Origin of the sequence: Mycetocola manganoxydans (assembly GCF_003667545.1) — a bacterium.
GTDB lineage: Bacteria > Actinomycetota > Actinomycetes > Actinomycetales > Microbacteriaceae > Mycetocola_A > Mycetocola_A manganoxydans.
Genome location: NZ_RCUV01000008.1, coordinates 208945 through 234603, shown reverse-complemented (window position 1 = coordinate 234603; position 25659 = coordinate 208945). Strand labels below are relative to the sequence as shown.

At 61.5% G+C, this 25659-nt stretch carries 29 protein-coding genes and 2 pseudogenes; 10 read left to right on the top strand and 21 right to left on the bottom strand.

Features of this window, described 5'->3' with window-relative positions; translation table 11 throughout:
- Positions 1-485: 485 nt before the first annotated feature.
- The 7 genes from D9V29_RS09260 to cmtR all read right to left on the bottom strand — a co-directional run bounded on the left by D9V29_RS09260 (position 486) and on the right by cmtR (position 6618).
- The gene (locus D9V29_RS09260) at positions 486-833 is read right to left on the bottom strand and encodes a hypothetical protein (protein ID WP_121673019.1); all 348 of its coding nucleotides are present in this window, start codon (positions 831-833) and stop codon (positions 486-488) included.
- Between the two features lie 469 nt (positions 834-1302).
- Positions 1303-1605 carry a DUF1990 family protein gene (locus tag D9V29_RS15210; RefSeq protein WP_308428567.1) on the bottom strand — a complete coding sequence of 101 codons (303 nt, stop codon included), beginning with the start codon at positions 1603-1605 and terminating at the stop codon, positions 1303-1305.
- A complete protein-coding gene (locus tag D9V29_RS15205) occupies positions 1602-1820 on the bottom strand; it encodes a DUF1990 family protein (RefSeq protein ID WP_308428566.1) in 219 nt (72 codons plus the stop codon). Before D9V29_RS15205 ends, D9V29_RS15210 begins: the two co-directional genes overlap by 4 nt.
- A gap of 223 nt (positions 1821-2043) precedes the next feature.
- Positions 2044-3291 carry a hypothetical protein gene (locus tag D9V29_RS09250; protein ID WP_147436248.1) on the bottom strand — a complete coding sequence of 416 codons (1248 nt, stop codon included), beginning with the start codon at positions 3289-3291 and terminating at the stop codon, positions 2044-2046.
- A gap of 230 nt (positions 3292-3521) precedes the next feature.
- Positions 3522-5297, bottom strand: a complete 1776-nt coding sequence (locus D9V29_RS09245) for an ATP-dependent nuclease (protein WP_147436247.1) — start codon at positions 5295-5297, stop codon at positions 3522-3524.
- 299 nt (positions 5298-5596) lie between these two features.
- The gene (locus D9V29_RS09240; RefSeq protein ID WP_121673016.1) at positions 5597-6268 is read right to left on the bottom strand and encodes a cation efflux transmembrane domain-containing protein; all 672 of its coding nucleotides are present in this window, start codon (positions 6266-6268) and stop codon (positions 5597-5599) included.
- A complete protein-coding gene (gene cmtR, locus D9V29_RS09235; RefSeq protein WP_121673049.1) occupies positions 6265-6618 on the bottom strand; it encodes a Cd(II)/Pb(II)-sensing metalloregulatory transcriptional regulator CmtR in 354 nt (117 codons plus the stop codon). The genes D9V29_RS09240 and cmtR overlap by 4 nt, the downstream gene beginning before the upstream one ends.
- A 510-nt stretch (positions 6619-7128) precedes the next feature.
- Between cmtR and D9V29_RS09230 the strand changes: the two genes are divergently transcribed.
- Positions 7129-7710 carry a recombinase family protein gene (locus tag D9V29_RS09230; protein ID WP_121673015.1) on the top strand — a complete coding sequence of 194 codons (582 nt, stop codon included), beginning with the start codon at positions 7129-7131 and terminating at the stop codon, positions 7708-7710.
- Positions 7711-9805: 2095 nt separating this feature from the next.
- Here the strand turns inward: D9V29_RS09230 and D9V29_RS09225 are convergent.
- From D9V29_RS09225 to D9V29_RS09205, 5 genes are all read right to left on the bottom strand, one after another.
- Positions 9806-10228, bottom strand: a complete 423-nt coding sequence (locus D9V29_RS09225; RefSeq protein ID WP_121673014.1) for a hypothetical protein — start codon at positions 10226-10228, stop codon at positions 9806-9808.
- A 768-nt stretch (positions 10229-10996) separates the two neighbouring features.
- Positions 10997-11359 carry a hypothetical protein gene (locus tag D9V29_RS09220; protein ID WP_121673013.1) on the bottom strand — a complete coding sequence of 121 codons (363 nt, stop codon included), beginning with the start codon at positions 11357-11359 and terminating at the stop codon, positions 10997-10999.
- On the bottom strand, positions 11346-11684 hold the full coding sequence (locus tag D9V29_RS09215; protein ID WP_121673012.1) for a hypothetical protein: 339 nt from the start codon (positions 11682-11684) through the stop codon (positions 11346-11348). The genes D9V29_RS09220 and D9V29_RS09215 overlap by 14 nt, the downstream gene beginning before the upstream one ends.
- Positions 11677-12534: a metallophosphoesterase family protein gene (locus D9V29_RS09210; protein WP_121673011.1), complete on the bottom strand. Its 858-nt coding sequence runs from the start codon at positions 12532-12534 to the stop codon at positions 11677-11679. The genes D9V29_RS09215 and D9V29_RS09210 overlap by 8 nt, the downstream gene beginning before the upstream one ends.
- Positions 12527-12862 (bottom strand): hypothetical protein, encoded by a 336-nt coding sequence (locus D9V29_RS09205; RefSeq protein ID WP_147436246.1) that lies wholly within the window; start codon positions 12860-12862, stop codon positions 12527-12529. The genes D9V29_RS09210 and D9V29_RS09205 overlap by 8 nt, the downstream gene beginning before the upstream one ends.
- 342 nt (positions 12863-13204) lie before the next feature.
- On the opposite strand from D9V29_RS09205, the gene D9V29_RS09195 reads away from it, so the two are divergent.
- On the top strand, positions 13205-13456 hold the full coding sequence (locus D9V29_RS09195; RefSeq protein ID WP_229790477.1) for a PLDc N-terminal domain-containing protein: 252 nt from the start codon (positions 13205-13207) through the stop codon (positions 13454-13456).
- 86 nt (positions 13457-13542) lie between these two features.
- Entirely contained in the window at positions 13543-14187 is a 645-nt protein-coding gene (locus D9V29_RS09190; RefSeq protein WP_121673008.1) for a hypothetical protein, read from the top strand.
- An 11-nt stretch (positions 14188-14198) separates the two neighbouring features.
- Here the strand turns inward: D9V29_RS09190 and pstS are convergent, their stop codons facing one another.
- Positions 14199-15287, bottom strand: a complete 1089-nt coding sequence (pstS, locus tag D9V29_RS09185; protein WP_229790476.1) for a phosphate ABC transporter substrate-binding protein PstS — start codon at positions 15285-15287, stop codon at positions 14199-14201.
- Between the two features lie 84 nt (positions 15288-15371).
- A pseudogene (locus D9V29_RS09180) lies at positions 15372-15566 on the bottom strand (alpha/beta fold hydrolase); the annotation flags it as partial.
- 1 nt (position 15567) lies between these two features.
- On the opposite strand from D9V29_RS09180, the pseudogene D9V29_RS09175 reads away from it, so the two are divergent.
- Positions 15568-15672, top strand: a pseudogene (locus D9V29_RS09175) (WYL domain-containing protein); the annotation flags it as partial.
- A gap of 2 nt (positions 15673-15674) precedes the next feature.
- On the opposite strand, the gene D9V29_RS09170 reads toward D9V29_RS09175, so the two are convergent.
- The gene (locus D9V29_RS09170; protein ID WP_121673007.1) at positions 15675-16025 is read right to left on the bottom strand and encodes an ArsR/SmtB family transcription factor; all 351 of its coding nucleotides are present in this window, start codon (positions 16023-16025) and stop codon (positions 15675-15677) included.
- Positions 16026-16151: 126 nt separating this feature from the next.
- On the opposite strand from D9V29_RS09170, the gene D9V29_RS09165 reads away from it, so the two are divergent.
- The 3 genes from D9V29_RS09165 (at position 16152) to D9V29_RS09155 (ending at position 18919) form a co-directional block, all read left to right on the top strand.
- Positions 16152-16562, top strand: coding sequence for an arsenate reductase ArsC (locus D9V29_RS09165; protein WP_121673006.1), 411 nt, complete (start codon positions 16152-16154; stop codon positions 16560-16562).
- A 6-nt stretch (positions 16563-16568) separates the two neighbouring features.
- Complete coding sequence (locus D9V29_RS09160; protein ID WP_121673005.1) at positions 16569-17903, top strand: FAD-dependent oxidoreductase; 1335 nt, start codon at positions 16569-16571, stop codon at positions 17901-17903.
- Positions 17904-18082: 179 nt separating this feature from the next.
- Positions 18083-18919, top strand: a complete 837-nt coding sequence (locus D9V29_RS09155) for an alpha/beta hydrolase (RefSeq protein WP_121673004.1) — start codon at positions 18083-18085, stop codon at positions 18917-18919.
- A gap of 7 nt (positions 18920-18926) precedes the next feature.
- On the opposite strand, the gene D9V29_RS09150 is transcribed toward D9V29_RS09155, so the two are convergent.
- The 5 genes from D9V29_RS09150 to D9V29_RS09130 form a co-directional block, all read right to left on the bottom strand.
- Entirely contained in the window at positions 18927-21314 is a 2388-nt protein-coding gene (locus tag D9V29_RS09150) for an ATP-binding cassette domain-containing protein (protein ID WP_229790475.1), read from the bottom strand.
- Positions 21315-21390: 76 nt separating this feature from the next.
- Complete coding sequence (locus D9V29_RS09145) at positions 21391-21801, bottom strand: VOC family protein (protein ID WP_121673046.1); 411 nt, start codon at positions 21799-21801, stop codon at positions 21391-21393.
- A 5-nt stretch (positions 21802-21806) separates the two neighbouring features.
- Positions 21807-22256, bottom strand: coding sequence for a helix-turn-helix transcriptional regulator (locus D9V29_RS09140; RefSeq protein WP_121673002.1), 450 nt, complete (start codon positions 22254-22256; stop codon positions 21807-21809).
- A gap of 47 nt (positions 22257-22303) precedes the next feature.
- The gene (locus D9V29_RS09135; protein WP_121673001.1) at positions 22304-22690 is read right to left on the bottom strand and encodes an META domain-containing protein; all 387 of its coding nucleotides are present in this window, start codon (positions 22688-22690) and stop codon (positions 22304-22306) included.
- A gap of 76 nt (positions 22691-22766) precedes the next feature.
- Positions 22767-23435 carry a hypothetical protein gene (locus D9V29_RS09130; protein WP_121673000.1) on the bottom strand — a complete coding sequence of 223 codons (669 nt, stop codon included), beginning with the start codon at positions 23433-23435 and terminating at the stop codon, positions 22767-22769.
- 177 nt (positions 23436-23612) lie between these two features.
- On the opposite strand from D9V29_RS09130, the gene D9V29_RS09125 reads away from it, so the two are divergent.
- The 3 genes from D9V29_RS09125 (at position 23613) to crcB (ending at position 24933) form a co-directional block, all read left to right on the top strand.
- Positions 23613-24119, top strand: a complete 507-nt coding sequence (locus D9V29_RS09125) for a universal stress protein (protein WP_121673045.1) — start codon at positions 23613-23615, stop codon at positions 24117-24119.
- Between the two features lie 62 nt (positions 24120-24181).
- Positions 24182-24562, top strand: a complete 381-nt coding sequence (locus tag D9V29_RS09120; RefSeq protein ID WP_229790474.1) for a fluoride efflux transporter FluC — start codon at positions 24182-24184, stop codon at positions 24560-24562.
- Positions 24559-24933, top strand: coding sequence for a fluoride efflux transporter CrcB (gene crcB, locus D9V29_RS09115; RefSeq protein ID WP_121672999.1), 375 nt, complete (start codon positions 24559-24561; stop codon positions 24931-24933). Before D9V29_RS09120 ends, crcB begins: the two co-directional genes overlap by 4 nt.
- A gap of 95 nt (positions 24934-25028) precedes the next feature.
- Here the strand turns inward: crcB and D9V29_RS09110 are convergent, their stop codons facing one another.
- Positions 25029-25637 (bottom strand): DUF2238 domain-containing protein, encoded by a 609-nt coding sequence (locus tag D9V29_RS09110; protein ID WP_183084967.1) that lies wholly within the window; start codon positions 25635-25637, stop codon positions 25029-25031.
- Between the last annotated feature and the right edge of the window lie 22 nt (positions 25638-25659).

Genomic DNA, 25659 nt, shown 5'->3' with positions numbered 1-25659 from the left:
ATCCCCGGACTCGGCGGACTTGGAAACATCTTCAGCGGGGACAAATAGGAGAACAACGATTTTCCGCGCCTGCGAAAATGCTTGTGTTCAGCACGCCCAACCCTCTGCGGGAACCCTCCGCGCGACAGCTTTCGCACGAAGCAACTGAACCAAACTGATGAGATAGGAGGCGTATCGGTTACGAGACAGATTGTCAGTGCACGAAACGCCCATAGCGACAACGGCTCACTTAAGTTGTGCTTCACTGCACACCCGCCGAAGTCATTGAAGGCTTGCTTAGTTGCGAATCTGCTCGGCTTAGGCAGGGTCATGCACTGCAGATGGAGGTGACGTCCGGTCCTAATGGGCGAGCTCGAGCGCATGTCTAGCGGCGATTGACCGATGATGCGGACTATCGACGAGGAACTGCCGTGCCTGGGGAGCAGCCGCGGTCAGAGCTGAGGTATTGCCCACGTCGAATATATTGTCCGGGGGTGTGCGAGCGGTCATGGCTGTCCAGTCCTCTTGGTTCCGCAAGACAGGGCGGCGGCTGGAACGTCTTCCATGTCGGAGGGCCCAACGTACGCCGGCTGGAGCGGATCGAGGTGGGTCAGGTGGCTAGCCACTCCACTGACGGTGTAGATCTGGCCCAAGAAGTCGGCGGCGGTGGGATCGGACTCCGTCGCCCAGACGACGAGGTAGCCGCCTTCGGTCCCGAGGGCCGTTTCTGCATTCTCAACTATGCCGGTCAACGTCCAGACGCCAAGTTCCCTATCGGCTCGGGCGCTCAGCCAAGGCAGCACGGTTTCCACCATGCCGTCCTCGGCGGCGGCCGAACGGAGGGCGTCATTCACGACCGCCAGGGTGGCTGCTGATACGTCTTGGCAGGCCGGAGTGTCATCATTCGCTCCGTCCGGCCAGCCGGTCGCTGTAGGTGTAGGCGTAGGCGTCAAGGTGCTCGAAGTCGGCGACGCCCCGTTCGAGTGTCCGCCCATGGCACACCCGGAGGTGAAAACCATAAATACCATCGCAACGAAAGGAAGCGCCCGTGCACTAGGCCGTCGGTTCATAGCCGAGATCCTAACGGTAGAACTAAAGGCTCCTCATGAATGCAGGATTTGCCTCCGCCCGCCGATAGTCGATAGCCAGCGCCGTTCGCGTGGCGGCTCGTTCGACCGGCGTACCGGGTGCCGGTTGGAAACGACGAGCTCGTCAGACCACGAGCGCGAGAAACATCGCCCCGATGGAAAGGTCACCTTGCCACTTGGGAACCCTCTTCGGGAACCTCTAACGGGTCGCCCGAGCAGTCGCGGAAGGTGGCAATCAGGCAAGCCTGACTATCATCGTCGCGGTCCTCGCCGCCGACAGGTCAGCGAAGTGATCGCAGTACCGCCCACGTGTGATTCGCTGCACAATGCGCAGCAGTGGGTAGAGGATCCGCCAGGGCTGCTGTGGTGCTGCGCGGGTGAGCGAGCGGACGGTGAGGCGCACTTCTTCGCCATGTCTGGACACGATGAACGCTTCTTCGCCGCTGACGGGGTGTCCTGGCATGGTGCGATACGCGAACCCGACCCGGTCGGGCTGTTCGACGACCGCCACGACCTCCACCGGTTCGAGGACGTTCACCCGAGCACGCGCGCAGTGACGACAACCCTCTCACCAGTCGATACCGGCCCGGTCGAGTGGACCGCAAACCCGCTCGCTGTTTTCACCTGCCAGCGACGGACGTCTCGGGTGGCACGCTCCCACACGGCATCACCAGTGCCCACGACCGCGGACACCTCTGAACGACTGAATTTCTGATCGCTCGAGGGCCAAGTAAGAAGCTCGGGACTAGTCATCAGTTACTTCTTCGCCGCATCCACCGGTCTTTCGCCCGGCTGGCTCGTCTGGTTCGATGACCGGCGCCGTTATCAACGTAAGCCGCTGATTCGTAGGTCGGCCCAGCGGAATCCCCTCGACTCGGGTCATGCGGCGCGGATTTGCATGTCGTTGAACGGAACTCGCGGCCGGAGATCCTCCGGTCGCCAATAGTGCTCTGTCGTTTGTAGTGAAGTGAGCTTTTCAGCCGAACCAGCGAAGCAAGCCCCTTTGGACTGGACGCGACGGACTTACAGGACTCGCTGTCGTCTGGTCATCACCGCGCAACTGCTCGTTCAACCATCGCACGCTGGCAATAGACGACGCGCAGAGGCGACGGGAAACGCTCACGCACGCGAGACGGATCAGTCCATGAACTCCAAAGGGGTGCCTCGTCGCGAGCCCTGACTTTCTCCGTGTCGATTGCGCCGCCGCAACCACCATTGATATGAGTGCTACAGGAGAATACGCAAGGAACATCAGAGCAACGATTCTTTGTGGCTCATCCGGAACGGTAGTCAAGCCCACCCACCCGCCAATGAACAACCCGCCAAAGAGGAGGAGCCCCAAAAGCAGGAACGTTGTCCAGTCATACCATCGTGCCTTACTCAAGGTCAGTAGCAGAGTAAGGCCAAGCGCCGGAAGTAATAGGAACGCAAGAATGAATGGGCCAACCAGACTCGATTCAACTGCCAAACCAAGCCATTGACCCCACTCCCTTTCTCCCTCGACTGGGCCCAATACTTTGATGATCATGAAAATCAACGTCGGCGTTGCAGACAGGAGAACGAAAATCAACAGGCCCCACACCACTAGCCGAGAGCCGCCTGGCAAATCTCGCTTGATCATCGTGTGACGCCTCAGACGAGTCTTCCGCATCGCTTCAGCGGCAGGCACCCGGACGGAGAGCTCCTGTGTGGTAACTACACGCGCTGCGTCGACACAAAGCCCGACAGTGACTAAAGCTATGACGATGAGCGTCAATGCGCCCGAAGCGGGCTGCGCAGAGTCGCCTGTCGCAAAGTCAGACAGAACCGTCCAAAACGAGCACACCATGACGAGCCCACCTACGCCTGTGGCGATTGCGGTAAATACTTTCGCCCGGGTGGCCGCGTAAGGACTCGCTACGGTGTGCTCGGATCTGACGCTATGTACTGCCACCTGTATGGCGATAGCCAAGGTCGCTAGAACTCCACATACCGCTAGGGGATCTTGCCACACGAATAAGGCGGTGTTTATCTCTATCCAGCGATCGAAAAAGTCCTCGAACGAGTCCCGGCTCGCGATGTCGCTGTTGGAGCGATTTGCAACCGTGGCCGTGTCGATGACGAGGCCGGAAACGTACAGGATCCCGTAAGTGAGTGCGAACGGGATGAAAAATACGCCGAGCATGCGGCCGACAACTCGGCTGTAAGAATCGAGTACGAACCGGCGGCCGGTGTTCTCAGTCACGTCTCATCCCTCTCACTGTGAACGTATTTTGCTTTTGCCTACGATTGAGGAAGCGGAAAGGCGTGAACGAGTCGCCGCGTCCTCGAGCACAGAGCGGCACGAAGTTTTGCGGACCGGAGCAATCTCCGGCAACGCCAGACGGTCTGTTCGTGAAGTCGGTGCAGTTGTTTTCAGACCGGACGGAGGGCCGGGAGCAACCCGCGCGAGCACCATGCGGGATCATCATGAACTCACCTTGGCGTGGACGACGGCCAGATCAGCGCTTTGAGTGCGTCAAGATTTTCTTGTGCGTCCGCCTTCACAGCGGGCGCGACGGCGCCTGCCACCGCAGCTGCCACCGCGCGCTTTGCCCGGGTAACGAGTTCCAGGCCTTCCTCCGCTACGCCTAGCGAATGCGCCGCAGCTTCCAGATTCTTGGACCATTTTCGCGAGCGGTTCGAGAAGTGTTTCGCTTGGAAGGTACGGTCCAATTCACTGGACAGCGACTCGAGGTAAACCCGAGGCTCCAGAATGTCCTCGAGTTCTGAGAACTTGCGATTGGTGTCTCTGATTAGGAAAATGTTTCCTGTAACCAGGAGAGATTCATCTCTTAATCGCTTCGCTTCTTGTTGCCCGGCCTCGTCTCCGTCAAGGACGGCAATGATTCTGCAAACAGTCGACTTCTCACGGACAATGTGCTGCCGAAGCTTCCCCGTTCCTGTTGTCGCTTTGAAGATGACACGTCCAGATTGAATATCGGAGGTTAGATGCGGATCGCCAAGAGTGAGAAGCCTCGGTAAGACATTTGTGTCGGTGACACCCTCGACAAGGACAACCGTTTCTGCCGAGTCGAGGTTGTCGTGCAGCAGAACGCCGATTGCTTGACGGATTTGAGCGATCGATTTGGCGGGCTTAGCTTCATTCGCTAGCACCAAGACGTTTGAGTCGATCTTGTCGCGATTCACAAAGATAGGGTTGTGTGTAGCCAAAATGACCTGCTGATCTGTGGAAAGATCTTGAAACAGAACCTGAAGTTCGTGGACAGCCGTGGAATGTAGATGCGCTTCCGGCTCATCAACCGCGAGAATGAAGCTGTGGCTCTTCGCATTCTCGCGGGCGAGTTCTTGGATCAGGGCGAGCGTCACGAGGCTCTTGACGCCGTCGCCCTTATTCGCAATCGAGGTCACGGATCCATCATTTATGAGAACGTCATCGACGGTGTCGGAACGCTCGAAGTCGGTGGTAACAACCTGAATATCGGTGACCGATGGCAGATAGCGGCGGACAGAGGCCGTCAGTTCGGAGCTGACTCCGTCTACCGCGATTTGCCGCAGATCACTTAGCTTTCGCGAGAGTTCCATATATTCTTCGGACTTCGCGATTTCGCGGATGCGTAGCCGGGCGAGATCGTTCAGTAGCGTCCTGGCCTGCTCGACGGTCCGGACCGCCGGAATCAGAACGAAACTAAGCCGTTGGGCTATAAAGCCAGCAATTTCGGAAGCTTTGGCCTTATGCCCCGCAGCGCCGCGGCCGGGCTTGAGTACCCCGAACGAAGCAGCGGCTCTCGACAAACTAATCTCCACAGGAAGCTCACCATTGTTACTGATTCCGGTCGCTTGAGTGAAGTCGCGGATCTCTTCGTCAGTTAGCTTGAACTTCAGTCTCAAAACCGTGGGGTGCGTCCCTTTTCGTTCTTGCTTCGCGAGTGGGTAATCGTCGGACCAGTTGTAGCCGATGCTGTCGGAGCGTCTGGAAACGCCCACACCTCGCGAACCACGCAGGAGCATCGCAGCGTCTGGTCCGCTTAGTTCAGCTTGACCCGAAATGCGTTCGGGTAGTGAGCCCCATCTTTCGATTAGGAACATTCCCAGAGCCAACGCGCGAAGCAGGTTCGTCTTGCCCTCATTGTTTGGTCCAATCAAGCTGGTGAGGTCTTCGACACCGAACTTCGTCTGTGACTCGATTGATCGATAGTTCTTGACGGTGACTTCTACTAGCCGCATCGTTTCCCCCAGGGTTTCATGCAAGGCTATCGAAAAACCGCCCGATGCTGGGGGCCGAAGGGACACTCGGGACCATCATGGCCGTGCCTATGCGCGGCAAATATCGCATCCTCCAAGTCTCGATTATGGACATCAGGACATCACAGCGGTCGAACTCGGGGCGGCAACCGGCGACGACCAGCTCGTGAAATCAGCAGTTCGCACGGAGCGACCCTCAAAGCGGATCGCTTCGCGAACTTGGCCCGTCACGAACCCTCAGCGGGACGGCCCTCGTCGCCAAGCGATCCCCTATCAGACGACGCCGATAGGGGATCTCGGTGGTCTTAGCTCCGGGCGGCCTCGTTTTTTTCGGTGTCCTCGACCATTTCTCCGAGGACTTCGAACGGCGATTCAACATCACCGCGCCAAGCCTCGATGCCCTCACGGATAGCGAGCACGGCGACGACGAGCGCGGCAAGGGAATCCGCCCAGGCCCATCCGAACAGGCTGTTGAGGAGAAGCCCGATGAGCACAGTCCCGGAAAGGTAGATGCACAAAAGGAGCTGCTTGGCATCCGCCATAACGCTCTTCGAACCAAGTTCCCGGCCGGTGCGGAATTCGAACCACGCCAACAGGGGCATAATCAGCAGGCTCAGGGTTGCGATGCCGATGCCGAGTGGGCTGTGATCGACGTCCTGTGCGCCGGTCAGCGACAGTACGGAGTCGATGATGACGTAGGCGGCCAGGGCGAAGAACGCGATACCGATAGCACGCACCGTGGCTTTCTCCCAGCGCTCGGGATCCTTCCTGGTGAACTGCCACGCCACGGCGAGAGCGGAGAGCACTTCCACGATGGAGTCAAGGCCGAAACCGATGAGAGCGGCGGAGGACGCGAGAGCGCCTGCCCAGATCGCGACGATGGCCTCGATCACGTTATATGTAATGGTGAAAGCCACGATCAGGCGCACGCGGCGGTGGAGAACGGTGCGGCGGGCATCGGTGATAGTTGCGCTCATCGGGTCACCTCGCAGCAGCCATCGACGGAGCAGGCGGGATCGATGCACGGTGCGTTCTCATCGACCGCGAGGGTCACCTCAATGAGAGCAGTGAGAGCGCGCGCCAGGTGGGGGTCAGCAATCTCATAACGGGTTTGACGCCCTTCCGGCTCAGCCACAACGATGCCGCAATCGCGGAGACAGGTGAGGTGGTTCGAGACGTTGGAGCGGCTCAGCTCGAGGTCACGTGACAAAACTGCGGGATAGCTCGGACCGCTCATCAGGGTCATAAGAATTCGGGAACGTGTCGGATCGGCCATGGCGCGGCCGAGGCGGTTCATCACGTCAAGACGTGTCGCAATAGTCAGCATGCGATGACTATACAGCATCAGCTGTATCGTTTCCCAGAGCCTTTCTCTCCATCGGAAAGAGTGCGTTGTAGAGTAAGGGCGCTTTTAGAAGCGCCTCCATGGCCACCCATCTGCTCGACACGGCGTGTAGAGAACCAAGTCTCGTCATCGGCAGCGACACGAAGCGATCATAGAACACCGCCAGAGAGCACCAATCTCCACAGCCCGAGGGCACACAAATCGTGGGTGTTCAGAAGAGGGACGTCCGACAGACACTTCCCCGCGTTCTCTGCCCCGATGAAGTTACGGGGCCGCCAAGTCGCGCTAGCCCCGCCCTTTTGAGGTTCCCGTTCAGGGACCCCTTACGTGACACCATCGTCAACCGACGTCTCCTATCCCAACGATTGCGAGACGCTTTCGGTGAGACACTACTGGCGCCTTTTCAGGGCCCGCAACATGTCTCGTAACCCCGTGTCGTAGGTGGGCGCTACTTTTCGGGTAGTAACCGACGGTTACGAGACAGGAGAACCCATGGCAAAGCTGATCGGATACGGTCGCGTCTCAACGCGAACTCAAAACACAGATCGTCAAGAGATCGACTTGCTTGCGTGCGGTGTTCGTCGTGACGACCTCTATATTGACCGCGGAGTCAGCGGGGCAAAGGCGAGCCGACCCCAGTTTGACTGCGCCATGGCGGCACTTGAGAGCGGCGATACTCTCGTCGTGCCCACTCTCGATCGGCTGGCAAGGTCCACAGTGAACTTGCTCGCACTGGCGTCGCAATTGGACGACCGCGGAGCCGCCCTTCGTGTGCTCAACCTAGGCGGCTCGAACGTCGACACGGCCACTCCAATGGGCAGTATGGTCTTTACCGTCATGGCTGCTCTGGCCCAGATGGAGCTTGAAATCAAGCGGGAGCGTGTTCGGGACAGCGTCAGCAAACGGCGCGCCGCCGGGAAAGATATCGGCGGACGACGTCAACAGTTCACGGAGAGCCAGATCGCGAATGCGAAGCGACTCCTCGCGGCTGGGCAACCGGCAACCGACGTGGCGAGGGATCTTGGTATGTCAAGAGCGACCCTGTATCGACGCACCCAGGAAGCGAAGATCTAGCCGCATAGAGTTGGCCATGTCTACTGGATGCGCAAAACGTGATTCAGTCTTGTTCGACCGGTCGCCTCGCCCTTGGAGTCTCATGTATGTCAGCCGGTCGGAACAGCGGTTTGTAATACCGCGGTCGTTCGTCCAGTGGTCCGTAGTTCTTTGTTGTTTCGCGGTCGCTACGACCATGGCATTGTGCGCGGGGTCGGCACTCGTCGGCGCAGCCCTGCACGAGTGGATCGGCGCACATGGTTTTTCTGCTGGGATTCGGGTTGCGCTCTTGTCGGCGTTTGGATCGATCCTTGGGGGATTTCTCGTAGGCGTTGTACTGAACGGCTACCTTCCGACGCTGTTGTATCCGCGTCCGCGGCCGGGGGTGCCTCCATACTGTTCGCTTCTTCGTCGGAGCGTCACTGCTCGAGTGGTACTCGGCTTTTGGCTAACTGCTGCGGTTGGGCTTCTGTCAATCGGATTCGCCAGTTCCCCGATCGGATGGGGAGTGAACCTGGCACTCACACTTAGCTGCGCGGTGCTGTTAGTTGTCATCTGTGTGCGTTTGTCCAGGCTGTCTCGGCGAGCTGGGCTTACGCCACTCTATGACGGGCTTTCCGACGCTGAACTCCGCATGCTCTTTCGGCCGACGAAGTTGGATGATCGCCCAGAATGGGAAACCGTCGATGAGGTTCAGACGACCGATCGTGCCGAAGCGTACCGGCAGCTCGCTCGCGGACGGCACCTAAGCTGGCGGCTGCTAGCTGCACTGATCACTGCGGCGGCTGGTGCAAGCATCGCCGCTGCGGTGGGTTGGGTCTTGATCGCACCGTCAGCGCTGAGCATGGTTGTGGCAATGCTCCCGTTCGCAGTCCTGCTCGCAGCGCAGTTCATGCAGCTCGTTTCGGAGCAATATAGCGCGCTATCGGACCGTTATGCGGAGCGTGGGAAAGAGCTTGCGTCGGAGGCCTCGTGGGCTTCCGTTGAACCGAAATGGTCTCAACGACTGCTCGAGTTTGCTCAGAATCAAAAGCGAGGCTCCCGTCGACCCCGACGTGAATGATCTGCCGAGGGTCAAATGCGGACGAGTCCGCACTCGGCGCACCTCCACACCACCGCACCCCATCGCTCGACAAGCTCGAAACGTAACAAGCATCGGGGGCACGTCGGAGTGTCAGCAAATGAGCCGTCGTCCGGGTCTTGTTTCATCCCACCATTGTGCGCCGGTTTCGTCGGCCGAGGAAGCGTCTTTAGCTCAGGCCAGATGGCGATTTGCGGAAGTGCGAACTGACCGTCTGCTTCAGAGTCGCGTCGATCTGCGCGATGCGTTCCCCTGTGATCGCGGCCTTTAGGCGCCGACCACAGGAGCCTTGACGACGCGCCTGAGGGAGCAACCGTCAGATTCATAGCGACACTCTTAGTTTCCGAGCTCGCGACACGCCGAACTAGCGTCGTCCCAGCGAAAATTTATGTCAGAGGTGCGTCGTAGCGTCGGAACTGTGGAATTCAACCCCCAGTTCAGCCGCCCGGCTGCGCAGATGCTGAGGTTTCGACTTAGTGCCTGCTGTGGATAAAAGGGTGTACAAACAGTAGGAAACGGAACAAAACGGTGGAAACCCTTGGGGATAACTACACCGGTGTAACTACTACTGGTTGGGGTTCTCCCCAAGGCGACCAACTACGAGTAAAATCCTTGGTAGGACGTAATTTCGTCTCATACAAATGAAAACGGCTGTGACCAACCGACGCCAATCAGCTTAGGTCCCAGCCTGTTTTCACCGAGCAAATGAAAGGCCCTCATGGCTACTTCGCACCACACCCGATGGTTTAAGTATTACATTTTCCCGCAGTTTCTAACAATTTTCTCGTTTTTTCACGCATGTGGGCGTGTCGCTCGCGACGCTTTTGGCTGGGCATGGGATCGACGACCATCTCTGCAAACGATTCGCTCGATCATCTCGATTTCGTTTGACCTGAGCAGGCTGATTGATCGTGGTGTCTTCGTCCTAGCCGCGGCCTAAGCAAACGGCTAAAGGCCCCGGCTTTCACTTCGGTGAGGGTCGGGGCTTGTCGTTATGTGGGCCGCGAGATCGTCCCCAGCTGGGTGCCCGGAGTCCTAAAGGTCCAGCCCGTGTGCCTTCGCCAGAATGTCAGCTTCTGCCCGATAGCCACGGGCCCGGAGTTCCGGAATGAAGACATGTATCGGCGGGATGCACGCCTTGTATGGCTCTTCGCAAGGAAGGTCAAATAGCCCTCCGCCGGGCGACGGATCCAGACCGCCTTTGTTGTAGCGGTCGAGCCCTCCACCGTTGTACTGGTCCAAGCCACCGCCGTTGTATCGGTCCAGCCCACCGCCGTTGTACTGGTCCAGCCCACCGCCGTTGTATTCGTCGAGGCCACCGCCGTTGTACTGGTCGAGGCCACCGCCGTTGTATTGATCCGCGCCTCCACCGTTGTACTGGTCGAGGCCTCCGCCGGGGCCGGCGTAAAGCCCGCCTCCAGGGCCGGTGTACCTGTCTCTTGGCCATTTATTGCCCATATCGGCTCTCCGAGTTTCTAATCTGGCGAAAGTTCGCGAGCATTCAAGCCGTTCGAGATGCACTCGACCATCGTGCTCAGTTGAACTATCTCAGAGCGGCAATGCGCTAGGCAACGATTGCGGGTTGGAGATGCCCTGACGTACTCAGATTGGGGGTACTCGCAATCTTGTGCTTCCAGCCGGACCAGCAAGTTGAAGGTCTTCCGACAGGCAACTGTCAACTCGCGTCGCCCGTTGACCGTGTTCGGCGCTGTAGTTCCGGTCCGGTGGAGCGTCGCGTCAGCCGTCAACGACCTCGGGCCGCCTGTCACAGCGGCATCCACCCTGCATGCGGGTCATGGTGATTCGCCACGCCGACGATGAGCACCCCTCCATCGAAGACGCGGCCTCAACCCGCGCGGCAACCCTCGTCGAACCGGACCGCCACTGCCCGACGACGTCTCGGTGCGCCGATCAACCTTGATGTCGTCGCCGAACAGCGCCCGTCTTACGGCCGGGTCTATGTCTCCACACGCCAATCGACGGATGTTCTCGGGAGTCTCGAGGCCGAGCCGTTTGTCGGTCGCGACGCGGAGTTCGGCCGCGGCCTGGTACACGTCCAAGCTCCACCTTAGGTTAGGTGAGCTCTGGGAACTCGGCCGAGTTTCTGAGCGTTTTCCGCCATCTCTCCCGTCCTGTGGGGCGTTGCGCGAGTGCGCACCGGCTTGGTTCTGTCGCGTTGCGCGGGAACTTCCCATCAGCCCTTACTTTTCGTCTTGGTGTGCGTCTTCACTGGTTCCAGCGTGAGGCGTCGCGCTGAGCTTCTTTGAGGACGAGCTGCAATCGCCCGGCCCGGAGGTGGTCCCAGTTGGAGATGCCGTCGCCTGGGCTACCAGCCAGCCAGAGGACACAGGTCTCCCTATCCGGGTCACCCTCCATCAGGAGATCGAGTACATCCTTTAAGCCAGGTACTACCCCACCATTGAGGAACTGGCGAGAGGGAAAGAAAGTGTTTCCACTCCGGAACACGCAACCCAGGATCTCTCTGTTCGCAAGCCGCCGTGCCAGCTCCGGCGTATCGATGTGTAGGAGGTCCTGGACCCTCTGTGCGCCGATCCACGGACCGGCGTACTCGACGTTATTCACCGTCATCAACCGGTTCGTCCGGAAGTCGTGTGATCGCCTGAATGAGACTCGTTACCTGCCAGTAGTGGTCCAGCAGGTAGTTGTCTGGCTTCATCGTCCAGTACCCGCGTCTCCCGACGACGCACGTTCCGATGTCCAGTAGTTCCCTGGTGACATCGTTGATGCTCGGCTGAGAATGGGTTCCCGGGTAGCGAGTGACTGTCCTGGGATGGTTAAAATCGAAAATGTGGACGCTGCCCAGCGTCTGCACTTTCCAACGGCCGCCCTCAGTTCCATGGAGCTCGGGTACTTCGATCGGTTCAGGTACCTCTGGGTGGCGGCGGTCAGTCATTGGGTTTTCCTTTCGGGGTAGGTTCTGCTTCGGTGGTGTTGCGGCGGAGGAATGTGAGTCCGAGTGTGTGGGTGTCCAAAATGGCCTGGCTGATGCCGGAGCCATTTTTGTTGAGTACTACAACGCGGCATGTGAATGATCCGGCGCCGTCTGTGTAGCTGACGGTGTCGTCGACGAAGTGGTGATAGTGGCCGCCGAGAGTCAGTTTCGGACGAGTTTGCATAACGGCTTGATGGAACATGTACCTGCTTCGCCGCGCGTACCATTCGGCCTCGAAGGGCCACCGTGGTAGCGCCGCGAGGTGTCGGTCTAGGCTCGGCACGCCAAATGGGACTTCGTGGCCGAGCAGGACATCCGCGTCCTGAGGTCCAAGGGCTTTCAAGTCTGCTTCCGTAATCTGCTCGTGCGCCGACCACCAATCGACTCCCTCGGTTCGGTGCTGGAGATCGATGCTGTTCGCACCGCCAAGCGCGGCGAGGGTGCGGTTTCCGCCGATGGTCGTCCGCCACCCGCGAGGGATGTGAGCGATGTTTGGCGTTATCCAACGCAGACCGTCGGGTCCAATGGGGAAGCGGGCGAGAATCGTATGCGCATCGTGGTTCCCATCGAGAAAATACATCTGCTGCCCGCCTTGGCTCAGCCGGCGCGAAAGTTTGTCCACGGCGGCGTGCCAGTTCTCCCGTGGCCAGATGGCCGCCCAATCGCCAAGCTGAACGAGCGTCGTGACGCCGCGGTTCGCGAACACCGCGGACACGCGGAAGGCATGAGCCAAGTCACCATGCAGGTCACCCATCACACCGATTTCGTTCGCGGTCGATAACCCGGAGACCAATGTGCCGGTTTCAACCATTGGTAGGCCCCGACTTGTCACTGAGCGGCATGATCATCAGAACGTCTGTGGACACTCTCGAGGTGAATGCCACCCCGGAGAGCCCGAGGTCGATGATCACGTTGAGGCTCTTCCCGACAGTGCACTCTCTTACCGCTATGAGCCGGACGGTTTCGCTGTCTCGTCGCAGCAGTGCCTGTGGTCTTGCTCGCGAGCTATGCCGGGTGATTGTTGATCGGTCCAAATCAATGACGTAGACGGCGCCGGACGAGGTTATGACTTCAAAGACGCCACTACCGACGTCCATGAGTGTCGAAGTGGCCGGAGGTTCTGGGGTCTCTTTCTTCATGTGTCGATATTCATCGACACCACTGACATTGCGAGCGAATCCGTGAGGTCAAACGAGATCGGCACCACGGCGGATCCGCCCCCCACAATTCCGCGGAGATCCGGGACTCCATAGAAAATGTGGAAAATCTGAATGCTTAGGCTGGAACGGTCGTTGGCAAAGTCGATAAATGCCCAGTAACCGCAAGGGCTCCCGTAAATCGCGAACAACCCACAGTGATGGAAAGCCTCCGAGAGATCGGAGGCTTTTTTCATACCCGGTAACCCGGTTGTGCGGCGCCACGCTTATCGGAAAGCTGGTGAGCGGCGGATAGTCACTTCATCGAGACCGGGAGAATTGGACATGACAAAGCAGTCGAAAAAGCGGATGAAGCAGAAGAAGCAGACCTGGAACGACATGAGCCCGGGCGGCAAAACTCTTGCCTCGGTAGTGGGCGTGGCGCAGATCGTGCTGGCCACGTCGGCATGGAGAGATCTGGCGAAGCGGTCAGCCGCCCAGGTCAACGGTCCAAAAGGCCTCTGGGCAGCGATCATTGCCATCAACTGGGTCGGACCGATCGCGTACTTCGTGAAGGGGCGCCGGTCGAACACGTAGGTTTTCGCTCCGTGCGCTGCGAGGATCAGCGTGCATACGGCATCCTGAGAACGAGGAGCACGCAGCGGCTCTCTGAAAGGACGACCGTGACACATGCGACCGAATCGGCGGCGGAAGTTTTCCCGGACGAGCCCACGGTGCCTGATACGTGGCGTCGGTCTGTTCTGACCTATCTGGTGCTTGCCGTCATCCTCGGGCTGGGTGCTGTCTTCGCCGTGATCGTGATGCTGCCGCTTGCGTTCGTTCTCGTGGCGATCGCGATTCCGTATACGCTCATCGCCACAATTCTGATCCTGCGGAAGCGTCGTGCAGCGCGAGCGATGCTCGACGAGACGCAGGACTCCCGGGTGGACTGGAAATTGGCGAACTTCGGCGGCCGATCCCAGCGGTGGTCACTGATGAACGGAATTCTTCTGGGGCTTCTCGGACTCCTGCTGCTGGCCAGTGTCTTTCTGGGGCCGTGGGTCGATCTCGACGTCTTCGGCGGGTCGATTTTCGTTCTCGGCCTGATTGCGATGTTCAGTGCCGTTGAAATCTGGGTCAACGCCGCATGGATCTACGGTCGCGACAACGTGCTGTCTGAGGAGTACGCCATTCGCACCCGCACGGGACCGTGGAAGCTGATTCGTGCGAACCGCGCGGTCGGCTGGCTCATCTGGTACACCGGCGCGATCATCGCCGGATGGTTGCTGCTCTTCTACAGCGCGGATGCGCTGGCCGCCGCGCTGTGACCCGCCTCGGCCTACCCGATTGAGCGAATCGATTCCAGGATTCTCGTAGAGAACGACTCGGACAGTGGTGCCGAACCCGTGGACTCCGCTGCAGCAGCCTGACCCTCCGGGCTCGCTACATACTCGAGGAACTCCTTGACCAAGAGCGATTCGTTGGCGTCAACATAGTCCTGACATGCAATGACGTAGCTGACGAGAACCAGCGGGTACACGCCATCGGCTGTACTGGCGCGGTCGACAGCCACGACGATGTCGTTCGGGTTTTCGCGTTCGACGAGAGGAGACGCGTCGACGATGGCGGCGGCGGCCTCCGGTGAGTAGTCCACGAACGTGTCGCCGACCTTGAGGGAGGCGACCGACTGGCCGGCCGCCCTGGAAGCGTCGACATATCCGATCGTATTCGATCCGGTGGAGACGGCGTTGACGACGCCAGAGTTTCCCTGTGCTCCTTCTCCCGAGTAGGGGAACGTGTTGCTGGGCTCGTCCGGCCAGCTATCGGGGGCGGCCTGATGGAGATAGTCCGTGAAGTTCTCTGTCGTTCCCGAATCGTCAGAGCGGTGAACGGATATCACGCGCTCGGCCGGGAGCGGAACGCCGGGATTCAGTGCGACCAATGCGGGATCATTCCACTGATCGATGGTGCCGTTGAAGATTCCGGCCACGGAGGTGGCATCCAGCCGCAGTTCTTCGACCCCATCGATGTTGAAGATGAGGACGAGGGGAGACACATAGACAGGGAGATCGATCGCACCTGATCCGTCAACACACCGCGGTGAACCCTGCTGCGCCTCTTCGGCATACAGAGCCGCGTCGGATGTCGCGTAGCTGAATGCTCCAGCGAGGAACTGAACCTTGCCTGCGCCGGAGCCTGCGGGATCATATTCGATGGTGACGCGCGAATTGTTGCGCTGGATGTGAGAGATCCAGGTGTCCTGCGCGACAGCCTGAGCGGTGGAGCCCCCACCGCTCAGAGTGCCAACGAGGTCACTCCACTTGTCGCCCTGCTCGTTCGCCGCACATCCCGTCACCAGTGAAACGGTGGTGAGAGCGACGAGAGAGCGGGCAATCCAGGTCCGACCCCTGCGGGCATTCTGAGTCAAGTGGGGTTCCTTACAAGTGAACGGCGAACAGTCGTCGTGTGCAGGAACAGCCTAAGCAATAGAACGGTGTGTGAACATTTGGGGTCAGCGCTCGAGCGAGGCCGCCGCCTGAATGACCTCGGCGAGGTCGCCCGGACGACTCCACATGGGCCAGTGACCCGTCGGGAGGTCAACGACGTCCAGGCGCTCGAGGTTCGCGACTTCGGCGAACATGGCATGACCTTCGCTGGCCAGCTCCAGCACCTGCGTGCTCGCGATCGAGCAGCACACCAGGGTCGTGGTCGAGCCCGTGTTGTTCGCTTCCACGAACGGCCAGTGGTACCTGGTCGGGTGGTGCGGACTGCGTGACGCAATGCGATGGTTCACCGTGTCGCGCGTGGAGCGAGGCTAGAGATTGCTCAGCAGGCCCGACACCGAATCGAGGGCGTTCGGTGTGAGGCTGTAATACGCCCAGGTCCCCCGCTTATCGCGGTTGAGGTACCCCGCGTCGACGAGAACCTTCAGGTGGTGCGAAACGGTGGGCTGACTCAGGCCGAGCGGCTCGGTGAGATCACACACGCAGGCTTCGGCGTCTTCGTGCGACGCGACGATGGAGAGCAGGCGAAGCCGGGCCGGGTCGGCCAGCGCCTTCAGCGAGCGAGCGAGTCTCTCTGCGCTGGTGGCATCCATTGGTGCGCGGGCGATCGGTGTGCAGCACGCGCTGAGTTCCGAGATCGTCAGCGATTCGGTTGACGTCATGCGAACACACCCCCGTTGGATTGACAGTCATCGATATTCTGCCAGAATGAGAACATCGATCGTCATCAATCTAGCACTCCGCCGGTCGCCGGCGAGTGTCAATCACATCCGAGGAAAGAGTTCACGGTGAGCGAAAAACCGTCCGTCCTGTTCGTCTGCGTACACAACGCTGGCCGCTCCCAGATGGCCGCCGGCTACATGATCGCGCTCTCCGACGGTCGAGTGGACGTTCTTTCCGCCGGCTCGGAGCCCAAGGATCAGATCAACCCGATCGCGGTGCAGGCAATGGCCGAAGAAGGCATCGACATCGCCAATAACACGCCGAAGGTGCTCACCACAGATGCGGTCAGGGACTCGGACGTGGTCATCACCATGGGTTGCGGCGATACGTGCCCGATCTTCCCCGGCAAGCGCTACGAGGACTGGGAGCTTGACGACCCGGCAGGGCAGGGGATCGAGGCGGTGCGCCCCATTCGAGACGACATCAAGGCTCGCATCGAGCACTTGCTCGCCGAGATCCTTCCCGAGAAGGCCTGACGGCACATGACCATCGCGGAGCTCCCAGCGCTCACCGTTCCATCGACCCGACTTCTCGACACCCTTCCCGTCGCGATCATCGGCGCGGGGCCCGTCGGGCTTGCGGCCGCCGCGCAGCTCATCGAGCGCGGCATCGACGTCGTCGTGTTCGAAGCGGGAGCTTCTGCCGGAGCATCCGTGGCTGCCTGGGGCCACACCCGGCTGTTCTCGCCGTGGGAATACCTCGTCGATGAGGCGGCTGGCCGATTGCTTGATCAGACCGAGTGGCACGCACCCGCTGCCAAAAAGCTGCCGTACGGGCGCGAACTCGTCGACGAGTATCTTCTGCCGCTGGCGGCAACGCCGGAGCTGGCGCCTCGGATCCGTTACTCGAGCGCCGTCACCGATGTGAGCCGCCAGGGAATGGACCGCACTCGGTCTTCAGGCCGCGCCGCGACACCGTTCCTTCTCAGGGTCCGCTCCAACGACGGAATCTCCGAACACCTCGCGCGCGCCGTGATCGACGCATCTGGCACGTACAACTCACCGAACGGGCTGACGGCCAGCGGCCTCGCGCCGCGACATCTGGACGGCATCCGTGATCATGTCGCTCCCGGACTTCCTGACGTTCTCGGGGTCGATCGTGCCCGCTTCGCCGGGAAGCACACGCTCGTCGTTGGAGCCGGACATTCCGCGGCAAACACGTTGCTCAAGCTCGCCATCCTCGCTAGCGAGGACGATCGAACGACGATCACCTGGGCCATTCGCGGGCCAAGTCCGATTCGTGCCTATGGTTCGTCGAACGATGAGCTCGAAGCGCGCGGACGGCTGGGCGACTCAGTGCACGAACTTGTCCGCCAGCAAACGATTGCGCTCCTCGATGGGTTCGAGATCGATAATCTTGGACCGACGCCGAACGATCGTGTTGTTGTTCGCGGACGCCGTCGCGGGACGAACACCATGATCGAGGTAGACCAGGTCGTGAACGCGACAGGATTCCGTCCTGACCTCGGGATGTTGCGCGAGATCCGGCTTTCCCTCGACGACGTCGTCGAGGCGCCGCGTGCGCTCGCTCCGCTGATCGACCCGAACCACCACAGCTGCGGCACGGTGTACCCGCACGGAGTCGCTGAACTCGCGCATCCCGAGCCGAACTTCTTCATCGCAGGCATGAAGAGCTACGGCCGCGCGCCGACCTTCCTTCTGCTCACCGGCTACGAGCAGGTCCGGTCGATCGCTGATGAACTCGCCGGCAACCACGCCGCCGCCCGTCGCGTCCAGCTGGTTCTGCCCGAGACTGGCGTCTGTTCCACAACGACCGCCGACGAGATTCCCGGGCCCGCCTCCGCCTGTTGCAGCTAAGCGCCTCTTGCCCGGGCGAACCCGCCGGGGGAAGGATGGACGCACCGCCCGGCTACAAAACGAGACCGTGCGCGAGCGATCGGCATCGCCGAACCCGCTAGTCACGGGCGTCCCGCTGCGCTACTGTCTAGCCATCGACGGCTCGGGAGACCGTCGGGTCGGCTCAGAGAAGAAGCGTCATGTCAGACAACATCTCACCACAACCACCGATCGTTCTCATTCACGGACTGTGGATGACCCCCTCCAGTTGGGACACGTGGGCGAATCGGTACCGAGCGCTGGGTCACGACGTTCTGGTTCCGGGCTGGCCGGGTATCGACAATCGAACTCCGCAGGAGGTGCGGGCGGATCCGACCCCGCTCGAAGGCCTGAGCATCACGACGATCGTCGATCACTACGACTCGATCATCCGGCGGCTCACCGAGGAACCGATTCTCATGGGGCACTCCTTCGGCGGCATCTTTCTGCAGATGCTTCTCGATCGCGGCCTGGGAATAGCCGGGGTCGGTGTGGAACCCGGGCAGCCTGCCGGCGTCCTGCGCCTTCCGCTGTCGACCCTGCGGACGGGCTCTCCGATCCTCTCCAATCCGTTCAGAATCAATAAGACGAAACCCATCAGCAAGAGCCACTTCCACTACACCTTCGGCAACGATCTCAGTCGCGCTGAGTCCGACCGGGAGTGGGAGGCTAGCGCAGTCGACTCACCCAATCGGGTCTTCTTCGAGGGCGTCCTGTCGCTGCCGCGAAAGAGATCGGGCATCACCCGCGTGGACTTCACCAAGGAGGACCGAGCACCGCTACTGCTGATCTCGGGAGGGATCGATCACGTCGCGCCTCCTGCCATCCAGAAAGCGATGCTCAAGAAGTACTCGGCCGGTCCATCGCTCGTCGAACGAGTTGAATTCCCCGGACGTTCCCACAGGATCGTCAGTCAAAAGGGGTGGGAAAAGGTCGCCGACTACGCCCTCGGCTGGGCCCTGCGGCACGCGGGCGCTCCCGACCCGCAATCTCTCTAGACGCGCGTCACTCGCCGACGTATGCTGCCAGGTGCTCGCCCGTGAGAGTCGAGCGACCGGCAACGAGATCGGCCGGGGTGCCCTCGAAGACAACGCTCCCACCGTCATGACCGGCACCGGGCCCGAGGTCGATGATCCAGTCCGCGTGCGCCATGACCGCCTGGTGGTGCTCGACGACGATGACGGATTTGCCGGAGTCGACGAGCCGGTCGAGGAGCCCGAGCAGGTTTTCGACATCGGCGAGGTGCAGCCCGGTCGTCGGTTCATCGAGCACGTAGATCCCACCCTTCTCCGCCATCTGTGTTGCGAGTTTGAGCCGCTGCCGTTCTCCGCCGGAGAGGGTCGTGAGCGGTTGGCCGAGGCTGAGGTAGCCGAGTCCGACATCCGCGAGTCGCTTGAGGATCGCATGAGCCGCCGGAGTCCGGGCATCCCCGCTGCCGAAGAATTGCTCGGCATCCGTGACCGACATCGCGAGCACTTCGCTGATGTCCCGTCCCCCGAAGGTGTACTCGAGAACGGATGCCTGGAACCGCTTGCCCTCACACACCTCACACGGTGACTCAACGGTAGCCATCATGCCGAGGTCGGTATAGATCACGCCCGCCCCATTACAGTTCGGGCATGCGCCTTCTGAGTTGGAGCTGAAGAGGGCGGGCTTCACCCCGTTTGCCTTCGCGAACGCTTTACGGATCGGTTCGAGCAAACCCGTGTACGTCGCCGGATTACTGCGGCGTGATCCCCGAATCGCGGCCTGATCGATCGAGACGACACCCGCTCCGCCTGGGAGGGAGCCGTGCACCAGAGAGCTCTTGCCGGAGCCGGCGACCCCCGTGACGACCACGAGCAATCCCAGCGGAATGTCGACATCCACACTCCGCAGGTTGTTCGCTGTGGCCCCCCTGATCTCGAGACTCCCGGTGCGCTCCCGGACCGTCTCCTTGAGGGCAACACGGTCCAGGAGATGGCGGCCGGTCAGGGTGTCGCTGGACTTGAGTTCCTCAAGCGTGCCCTCGAAGCAGATCGAGCCGCCAGCGGTACCGGCGCCGGGGCCGAGGTCGATGATGTGGTCGGCGATCGCGATCATCTCCGGCTTGTGTTCGACGACGAGCACGGTGTTGCCCTTGTCACGAAGCCGGAGGAGCAATTCGTTCATCCGCTGGATGTCGTGGGGATGGAGGCCGATGCTCGGTTCGTCGAAGACGTACGTGACGTCGGTCAGCGATGACCCCAGATGGCGGATCATTTTGGTCCGCTGCGCCTCACCGCCGGACAGCGTGCCGGCGGGGCGGTCGAGGGAGAGATAACCCAGACCGATCTCGACGAATGAGTCGAAGATGTGCTGAAGCCCGGCGAGGAGGGGCGCGACCGAAGGTTCGTCGAGACTCCGCACCCAGTCGGCGAGGTCGCTGATCTGCATCGCGCAGGCGTCGGCGATGTTCACGCCGTTGATTCTGGACGACCGTGCGCCTTCGTTGAGCCGGGTCCCGCCGCAGTCCGGGCACGAGGTGAACGTGACGGCCCGGTCGACGAAGGCGCGGATGTGGGGCTGCATCGCCTCGCGGTCCTTGGAGAGGAACGACTTCTGAATCTTGGGGATCAGGCCCTCGTAGGTCATGTTCATCGACTGGAACGAGACCTTCGTCTGGTCCTTGTAGAGGAAGTCCTGCCGCTCCTGGTCGGTGTAGTCGCGGATCGGCTTGTTCGGGTCGAGGAACCCCGACTCGGCGAAGATCCGCACCATCCAGCCGTCTGGGTTGTAGCCCGGTATGGTGAGCGCCCCGTCGGCGAGCGACTTCGAATCATCGAATAGCTGAGTGAGGTCGATGTCGTTCACCGTCCCCATCCCCTCGCAGCGAGGACACATGCCGCCGGTGATGGCGAAGTCGCGCCGCTCCTTGATCGTCTTGCCGCCGCGCTCGAGCGTCACGGCGCCCGCGCCGCTGATCGACGCGACGTTGAAGGAGAAAGCCTGCGGTGGACCGACGTGCGGCTGGCCGAGCCGGCTGAACAGGATCCGCAACATCGCGTTGGCGTCGGTGGCCGTGCCGACGGTCGAGCGCACGTTGGCACCCATCCGCTCCTGGTCGACGATGATGGCGGTGGTGAGGCCCTCGAGCACATCGACGTCCGGCCGGTTGAGGCTCGGCATGAATCCCTGAAGGAACGCGCTGTAGGTTTCGTTGATCATTCGTTGCGAGTCAGCGGCGATCGTGCTGAACACGAGCGAGCTCTTGCCGGAGCCGGAGACACCGGTGAAAACCGTGAGCCTGCGTTTGCGAATCTCGACACTCACATCCTTGAGATTATTCTCGCGTGCCCCCTGCACCCGGATCATGGTGTGGCTGTCGGCAACATGCTGAGCGGTGTGTTCAGGTGCCATGGTCTCGGTGCTCATCGCGTCTCCGTTCCTCGTCTGGCCGCTCCGCGGCATCCGCAGCGCTGTGCCGTCGTCTGAGCCTATTGCCGACCCGTCATGTGAGCTCCTGCAGGCGGATCATGTTGCCCGCCGGGTCGCGGAACGCGCAGTCACGGATGCCGTATGGCTGGTCGGTCGGTTCCTGCACCACTTCTGCGCCGGCCGCTTCGAGCTTCGCGAAGGTGTCATCCAGTTCACGGGTGGCCAGATTCACACCGAAGTAGCTGCCCTTGGCGATCAGCTCGAGAAGGGTTTTCGACTCCTCTTCGGTGAGACCAGGAGCGGCGGTTGGTGGCATGAGCACGATCGATGTGTCCGGCTGGTTGGGCGGGCCGACGGTGATCCAGCGCATGTCCTTGTAGCCGACATCGTTGCGGATCTCGAATCCGAGCACGTCACGGTAGAAGGCGAGGGATGCCTCGGCATCCGTGTGGGGAAGGAATGATTGGTGGATTGTGATGTTCATGAGGATCACGCTAATTCGGGTTCAAGGAGTCGCGCTTCTCGATTCCTGACCGGTCTGGTGACCTGTTTGGCGACGCACGGCGCCATTGTCAGCGGCACGCCGGCGTTGCGTTTGCGATAGACGCTCGGCGGCATCCCGACGAGTTCGGTGAAGCGGGTGCTGAACGTGCCGAGCGACGAACAGCCGACCGCGAAACACACGTCGGTGACACTGAGGTCGCTGCACCGGAGGAGCGCCATGGCCCGCTCGATCCGCCTCGTCATCAGGTAGGCGTACGGGGACTCGCCGAACGCGGAGCGGAACTGGCGACTGAGGTGACCCGCCGACATGTTCGCGCCACGCGCCAATGCCTCGACATCGAGTGGCTGCGCGTACTCACGGTCGATCCGATCGCGGACGCGGCGTAACACCGCGAGGTCGAGCAAATGCTGTGCTTCAGCCGCTCTGCTTGTCACCTGCCCGATGGTGCCACGAGATCGACCGTTCTGTCCAGAGGTCCGGGTCAGCGGGCTCGCAGCTCTCCGAGTACGGTGCCGTCCTCAGACTCGAGCGTCATCACGCCGTCAACCACTCGGCCCTCGACGGCGGACCCGAGCCACGGGTCCATACCTTCGCACCACCGTTCTGTGGCCACGGTGGCCGGAAAACGGATGCTGCCGTCATCGGCCACCTCCCATGTTCCGGTGAGGGTGTTGCATCCGTCGCTCCCGGTGAAGGTGCCTTTCGACCCGATCGCGAGGAACGCGGCGTTCTCGCCGTCGGTTTCGACCCAGCGGCCCAAGGGAAGCGCGTCCGACCCGATGAAAGGGTCCTGCTGGGAGCACGAAGAAACTCCGATCGCCATGACGAGTGCCACGGCGATCGGCCCAGCATTTCTCCACCGACTCATGGCCCTCCCGCGTTCTCTTCCCACTATCTGACGTGGCGGGGAAGGACACAAGAGCGGTCAGCTCGTGCTGCTGAACTCAGTAAACGAACCGGAGTGCGAGGGCGCAACCGATGGACTGGTTCTCGATCTCGGTGTAGTCGAGCAGCTCACCGGTCGTGACTTCTTCGCGAGCGTCGAAGAGTTCGACCGCGCGACGCGCGATGACGGTGGTGTCGACGTTGCCGGTGATGTCAACGGCGGTGATCGTGAGGTTCACGCCGTACTCGTTGGTCGCCTGCCGGCTGATCTTGCCGATCACGGACTGGATCTCTTTGTCCATCCGCGACTTCTGGGTCTCGTCGGTGCCGCGGGCCAGGACCAGTACCTGTGCCGGCTGAGCGAGGAGCGGCAGAAGCTTGTGCAGCGTGCCGGTCAGCGACCGTGCGAGTTCCTTGCGAGCGGAGCGCTCGGCAAGGCTTGCGGCGTCGATCGTCAGCACGACCCCGGTGGCCTTGTTCGCGTGCAGTGACGCGGCGCAGGCCGAAATCTCATGGGCGCGCACGGCGTCCACACCGTGGTTGGCGAGTTCACCGAAAACGGCGTCGAACGTCGTGTCGGCGTCGCCGAGAACGAGGATTCGATTGGGGGCGGTGCCGTAATCCGTGCGGGCTACGCGTGAAGAAACATCCGAGCGCTCGCCATCGACGCTCTCTGTGTCGGGCCATTCCGGCTCGACCGACGCCAAGAGCGTGGAAGCCTCGCTCACTGACCTGACTTTTCCGAACACGAGGGTCGAGCTTACACACCTGCTATGTGAATGCAAGAACGGCTGGCTTCCGTCGCCAAGGGAATTCTGGAACACTGCTGTCATCGCAGATTTACTGCAGCGGTGGGGCCGATCGGTTCCGTCCCCGGAACCAGCCGGTTCAGAGAGGGGACGGGGATGCCTGATCCAGACGTCATCGTCGTCGGCGTCGTTCCACGCCAGCCGGCGCACGTGCTTGAACGGGCCGCGGAATTCGCGGCACGGTTCGGAGCCATGCTGGTCTGTGCCCGCGTCGACCCCAGCCGCTACCTCGTCGAACGCTTCGCCGACGGACGGTTCACCTCGAAACCGGTCGATCCGGAGGCCGCCGGACTCCGGATCGAAACCTTCGATGAAGCCCTCCGTCAGCGAATCGCCGGCATACTCGAGCCGACCGGTGTTCGCTGGAGCGTGCAGCCCCTCGTCGGTGACCCCAGCTCGGAACTTGCAGCGTGTGCAGACCGCGTCGATGCGCTGATGATCGTCGTCGGGACCAGGGAGCCGGGCTTCCGGGGCACCCTGCAGGAATTCTTCACCGGATCTGTTGCGGCTCACCTGGCGCACCGCCAGCACCGCCCCCTCGTCGTCATCCCCCACCCGGGCACTCGCACCAATGCGCCGCCGCCCTGGGAGACCGGGGCGTGAGCGCGAGGAATCCGCCCAAGAACCATCGACCAGCGCACCTCCGGCCGGGCCTCATAGGTCTGGTGATTCTCGGAGGTACCGTCGGCACTGCCGCCCGCGAGCTGCTCACCCTCTCGATCCCCGACCTGGGCGGCTTTCCGCTCGCAATATTCCTCATCAATGTCGTCGGTTCCTTCGCGCTCGGGCTCCTGCTGGAGCGTCTCGGTTCGGCGACACTCACCGGGTCGAAACTGAGGGGCCGGCTCCTTCTCGGGACCGGGTTCCTCGGCGGGTTCACCACCTACAGCGCTCTCGCGACCCACACCGCCCAGCTGTTCGGTGGCCAGGAGGTCGCCACAGGCATCCTCTACGCGATCGGCACGCTCGTGACCGGTCTCGTCGCCGCCATCGTCGGCATCCGTATTTCGGCGGGTCTGCGAGCCCGAGACGAGGTTCACCCGTGACGCCCCTCGTGTTCGTCGCCCTCGCGCTCGCCGGTGGGCTCGGCGCCGGAGCGCGGTTCGTGCTCGACGGGATGCTGTGGCGCAGGTCGGTGCGCTACCCGGTCGGTACGCTCCTGATCAACGTCACCGGATCATTCCTGCTCGGCGTCGTGACGGGACTGGCGCTCGCCGCGGTCCTGCCGGTCGAAGCCCAGCTCATCGTCGGGAGCGGGTTCCTCGGCGGATACACGACGTTCAGCACGGCGAGTGTCGAATCCGTGCGCCTGGCCCAGGAGCGTCGCTATGGCAGTGCGCTCCTCAGCAGCGTCGGGATGCTCGTGCTCACGATCGTCGCGAGCGCTGGCGGTCTCCTGCTCGGTTCGGCCGCGTAACCCGCTGCGTCGTACATTCGGGCGGAAAAACGTGGGGTCCGTCCACGTATGGGCGATGGACCCCTCGATTCTCCGCCCGAACGCTCAGGGTCGAGTCAGAGGGAAGCCGGAACCGGCCGTCGTGCCGGAATGTACCTGGACTGACCGGACAGGTATCGCCCGCCAAGGCCGGCGACCATCGAACCGAGCCCGCCGGCGACGAGGTCGCCGATGGTGTCGTCGTACGCCACGAAGATACTGGTGTCGATGTAGGTGTGTCCGACCCACTCGGCGACCTCCCACACCACACCGGCCGTGAAACCGAAAGCCACGGTCAGTACGACGATCGCACCGAGCGGAACCCGCGTCTGCGCGGGATCCGGCACGACGTCGAAACGCACGGCAACGACATAGGCGACAGCAGCGACCAGTCCGTTTGCGACGAAGTGCACGACGAGATCCCAGTAGAGGAGTGCTTCATAGAGGTCGAGCACCGCACTCCACGCCGCGATGAGCAGCACCAGGCCGAACGTCGCATCCAGTGCGGGGCGGATGCCGAGAAAACGCGGGATGACGAGACCCAGGAGCACGAGCGCGAACACCGCGACGTCGACGGCGTTCCAGCCGACGAACGCCACCGCGATGCTCAGCACGCCGAGCACGCGCACGCCGTCCGCCGCCAGTTCGGCGACGCCGCGAGGGGGGCGCAGGAATGTCTGGATCATGAGGCCAGAATATCGGCTGAGG

Excerpts from the sequence above, each read along its gene's own strand:
- D9V29_RS09230 (WP_121673015.1), top strand. The coding sequence starts at position 7,129 with ATGGCAAAGCTGATCGGATACGGTCGCGTCTCAACGCGAACTCAAAAC.
- D9V29_RS09160 (WP_121673005.1), top strand. The coding sequence starts at position 16,569 with ATGACCATCGCGGAGCTCCCAGCGCTCACCGTTCCATCGACCCGACTT.
- D9V29_RS09125 (WP_121673045.1), top strand. The coding sequence starts at position 23,613 with ATGCCTGATCCAGACGTCATCGTCGTCGGCGTCGTTCCACGCCAGCCG.
- D9V29_RS09205 (WP_147436246.1), bottom strand. The coding sequence starts at position 12,862 with ATGAAGAAAGAGACCCCAGAACCTCCGGCCACTTCGACACTCATGGAC.
- cmtR (WP_121673049.1), bottom strand. The coding sequence starts at position 6,618 with ATGCTGACTATTGCGACACGTCTTGACGTGATGAACCGCCTCGGCCGC.
- D9V29_RS09170 (WP_121673007.1), bottom strand. The coding sequence starts at position 16,025 with ATGACGTCAACCGAATCGCTGACGATCTCGGAACTCAGCGCGTGCTGC.
- D9V29_RS15205 (WP_308428566.1), bottom strand. The coding sequence starts at position 1,820 with ATGACTAGTCCCGAGCTTCTTACTTGGCCCTCGAGCGATCAGAAATTC.
- D9V29_RS09135 (WP_121673001.1), bottom strand. The coding sequence starts at position 22,690 with ATGAGTCGGTGGAGAAATGCTGGGCCGATCGCCGTGGCACTCGTCATG.
- D9V29_RS09240 (WP_121673016.1), bottom strand. The coding sequence starts at position 6,268 with ATGAGCGCAACTATCACCGATGCCCGCCGCACCGTTCTCCACCGCCGC.
- D9V29_RS09145 (WP_121673046.1), bottom strand. The coding sequence starts at position 21,801 with ATGAACATCACAATCCACCAATCATTCCTTCCCCACACGGATGCCGAG.
- D9V29_RS09215 (WP_121673012.1), bottom strand. The coding sequence starts at position 11,684 with ATGACTGACCGCCGCCACCCAGAGGTACCTGAACCGATCGAAGTACCC.
- D9V29_RS09110 (WP_183084967.1), bottom strand. The coding sequence starts at position 25,637 with ATGATCCAGACATTCCTGCGCCCCCCTCGCGGCGTCGCCGAACTGGCG.
- D9V29_RS09150 (WP_229790475.1), bottom strand. The coding sequence starts at position 21,314 with ATGAGCACCGAGACCATGGCACCTGAACACACCGCTCAGCATGTTGCC.
- D9V29_RS09225 (WP_121673014.1), bottom strand. The coding sequence starts at position 10,228 with ATGGGCAATAAATGGCCAAGAGACAGGTACACCGGCCCTGGAGGCGGG.
- D9V29_RS09220 (WP_121673013.1), bottom strand. The coding sequence starts at position 11,359 with ATGACGGTGAATAACGTCGAGTACGCCGGTCCGTGGATCGGCGCACAG.
- D9V29_RS09155 (WP_121673004.1), top strand. The coding sequence starts at position 18,083 with ATGTCAGACAACATCTCACCACAACCACCGATCGTTCTCATTCACGGA.
- D9V29_RS09195 (WP_229790477.1), top strand. The coding sequence starts at position 13,205 with ATGACAAAGCAGTCGAAAAAGCGGATGAAGCAGAAGAAGCAGACCTGG.
- D9V29_RS09210 (WP_121673011.1), bottom strand. The coding sequence starts at position 12,534 with ATGGTTGAAACCGGCACATTGGTCTCCGGGTTATCGACCGCGAACGAA.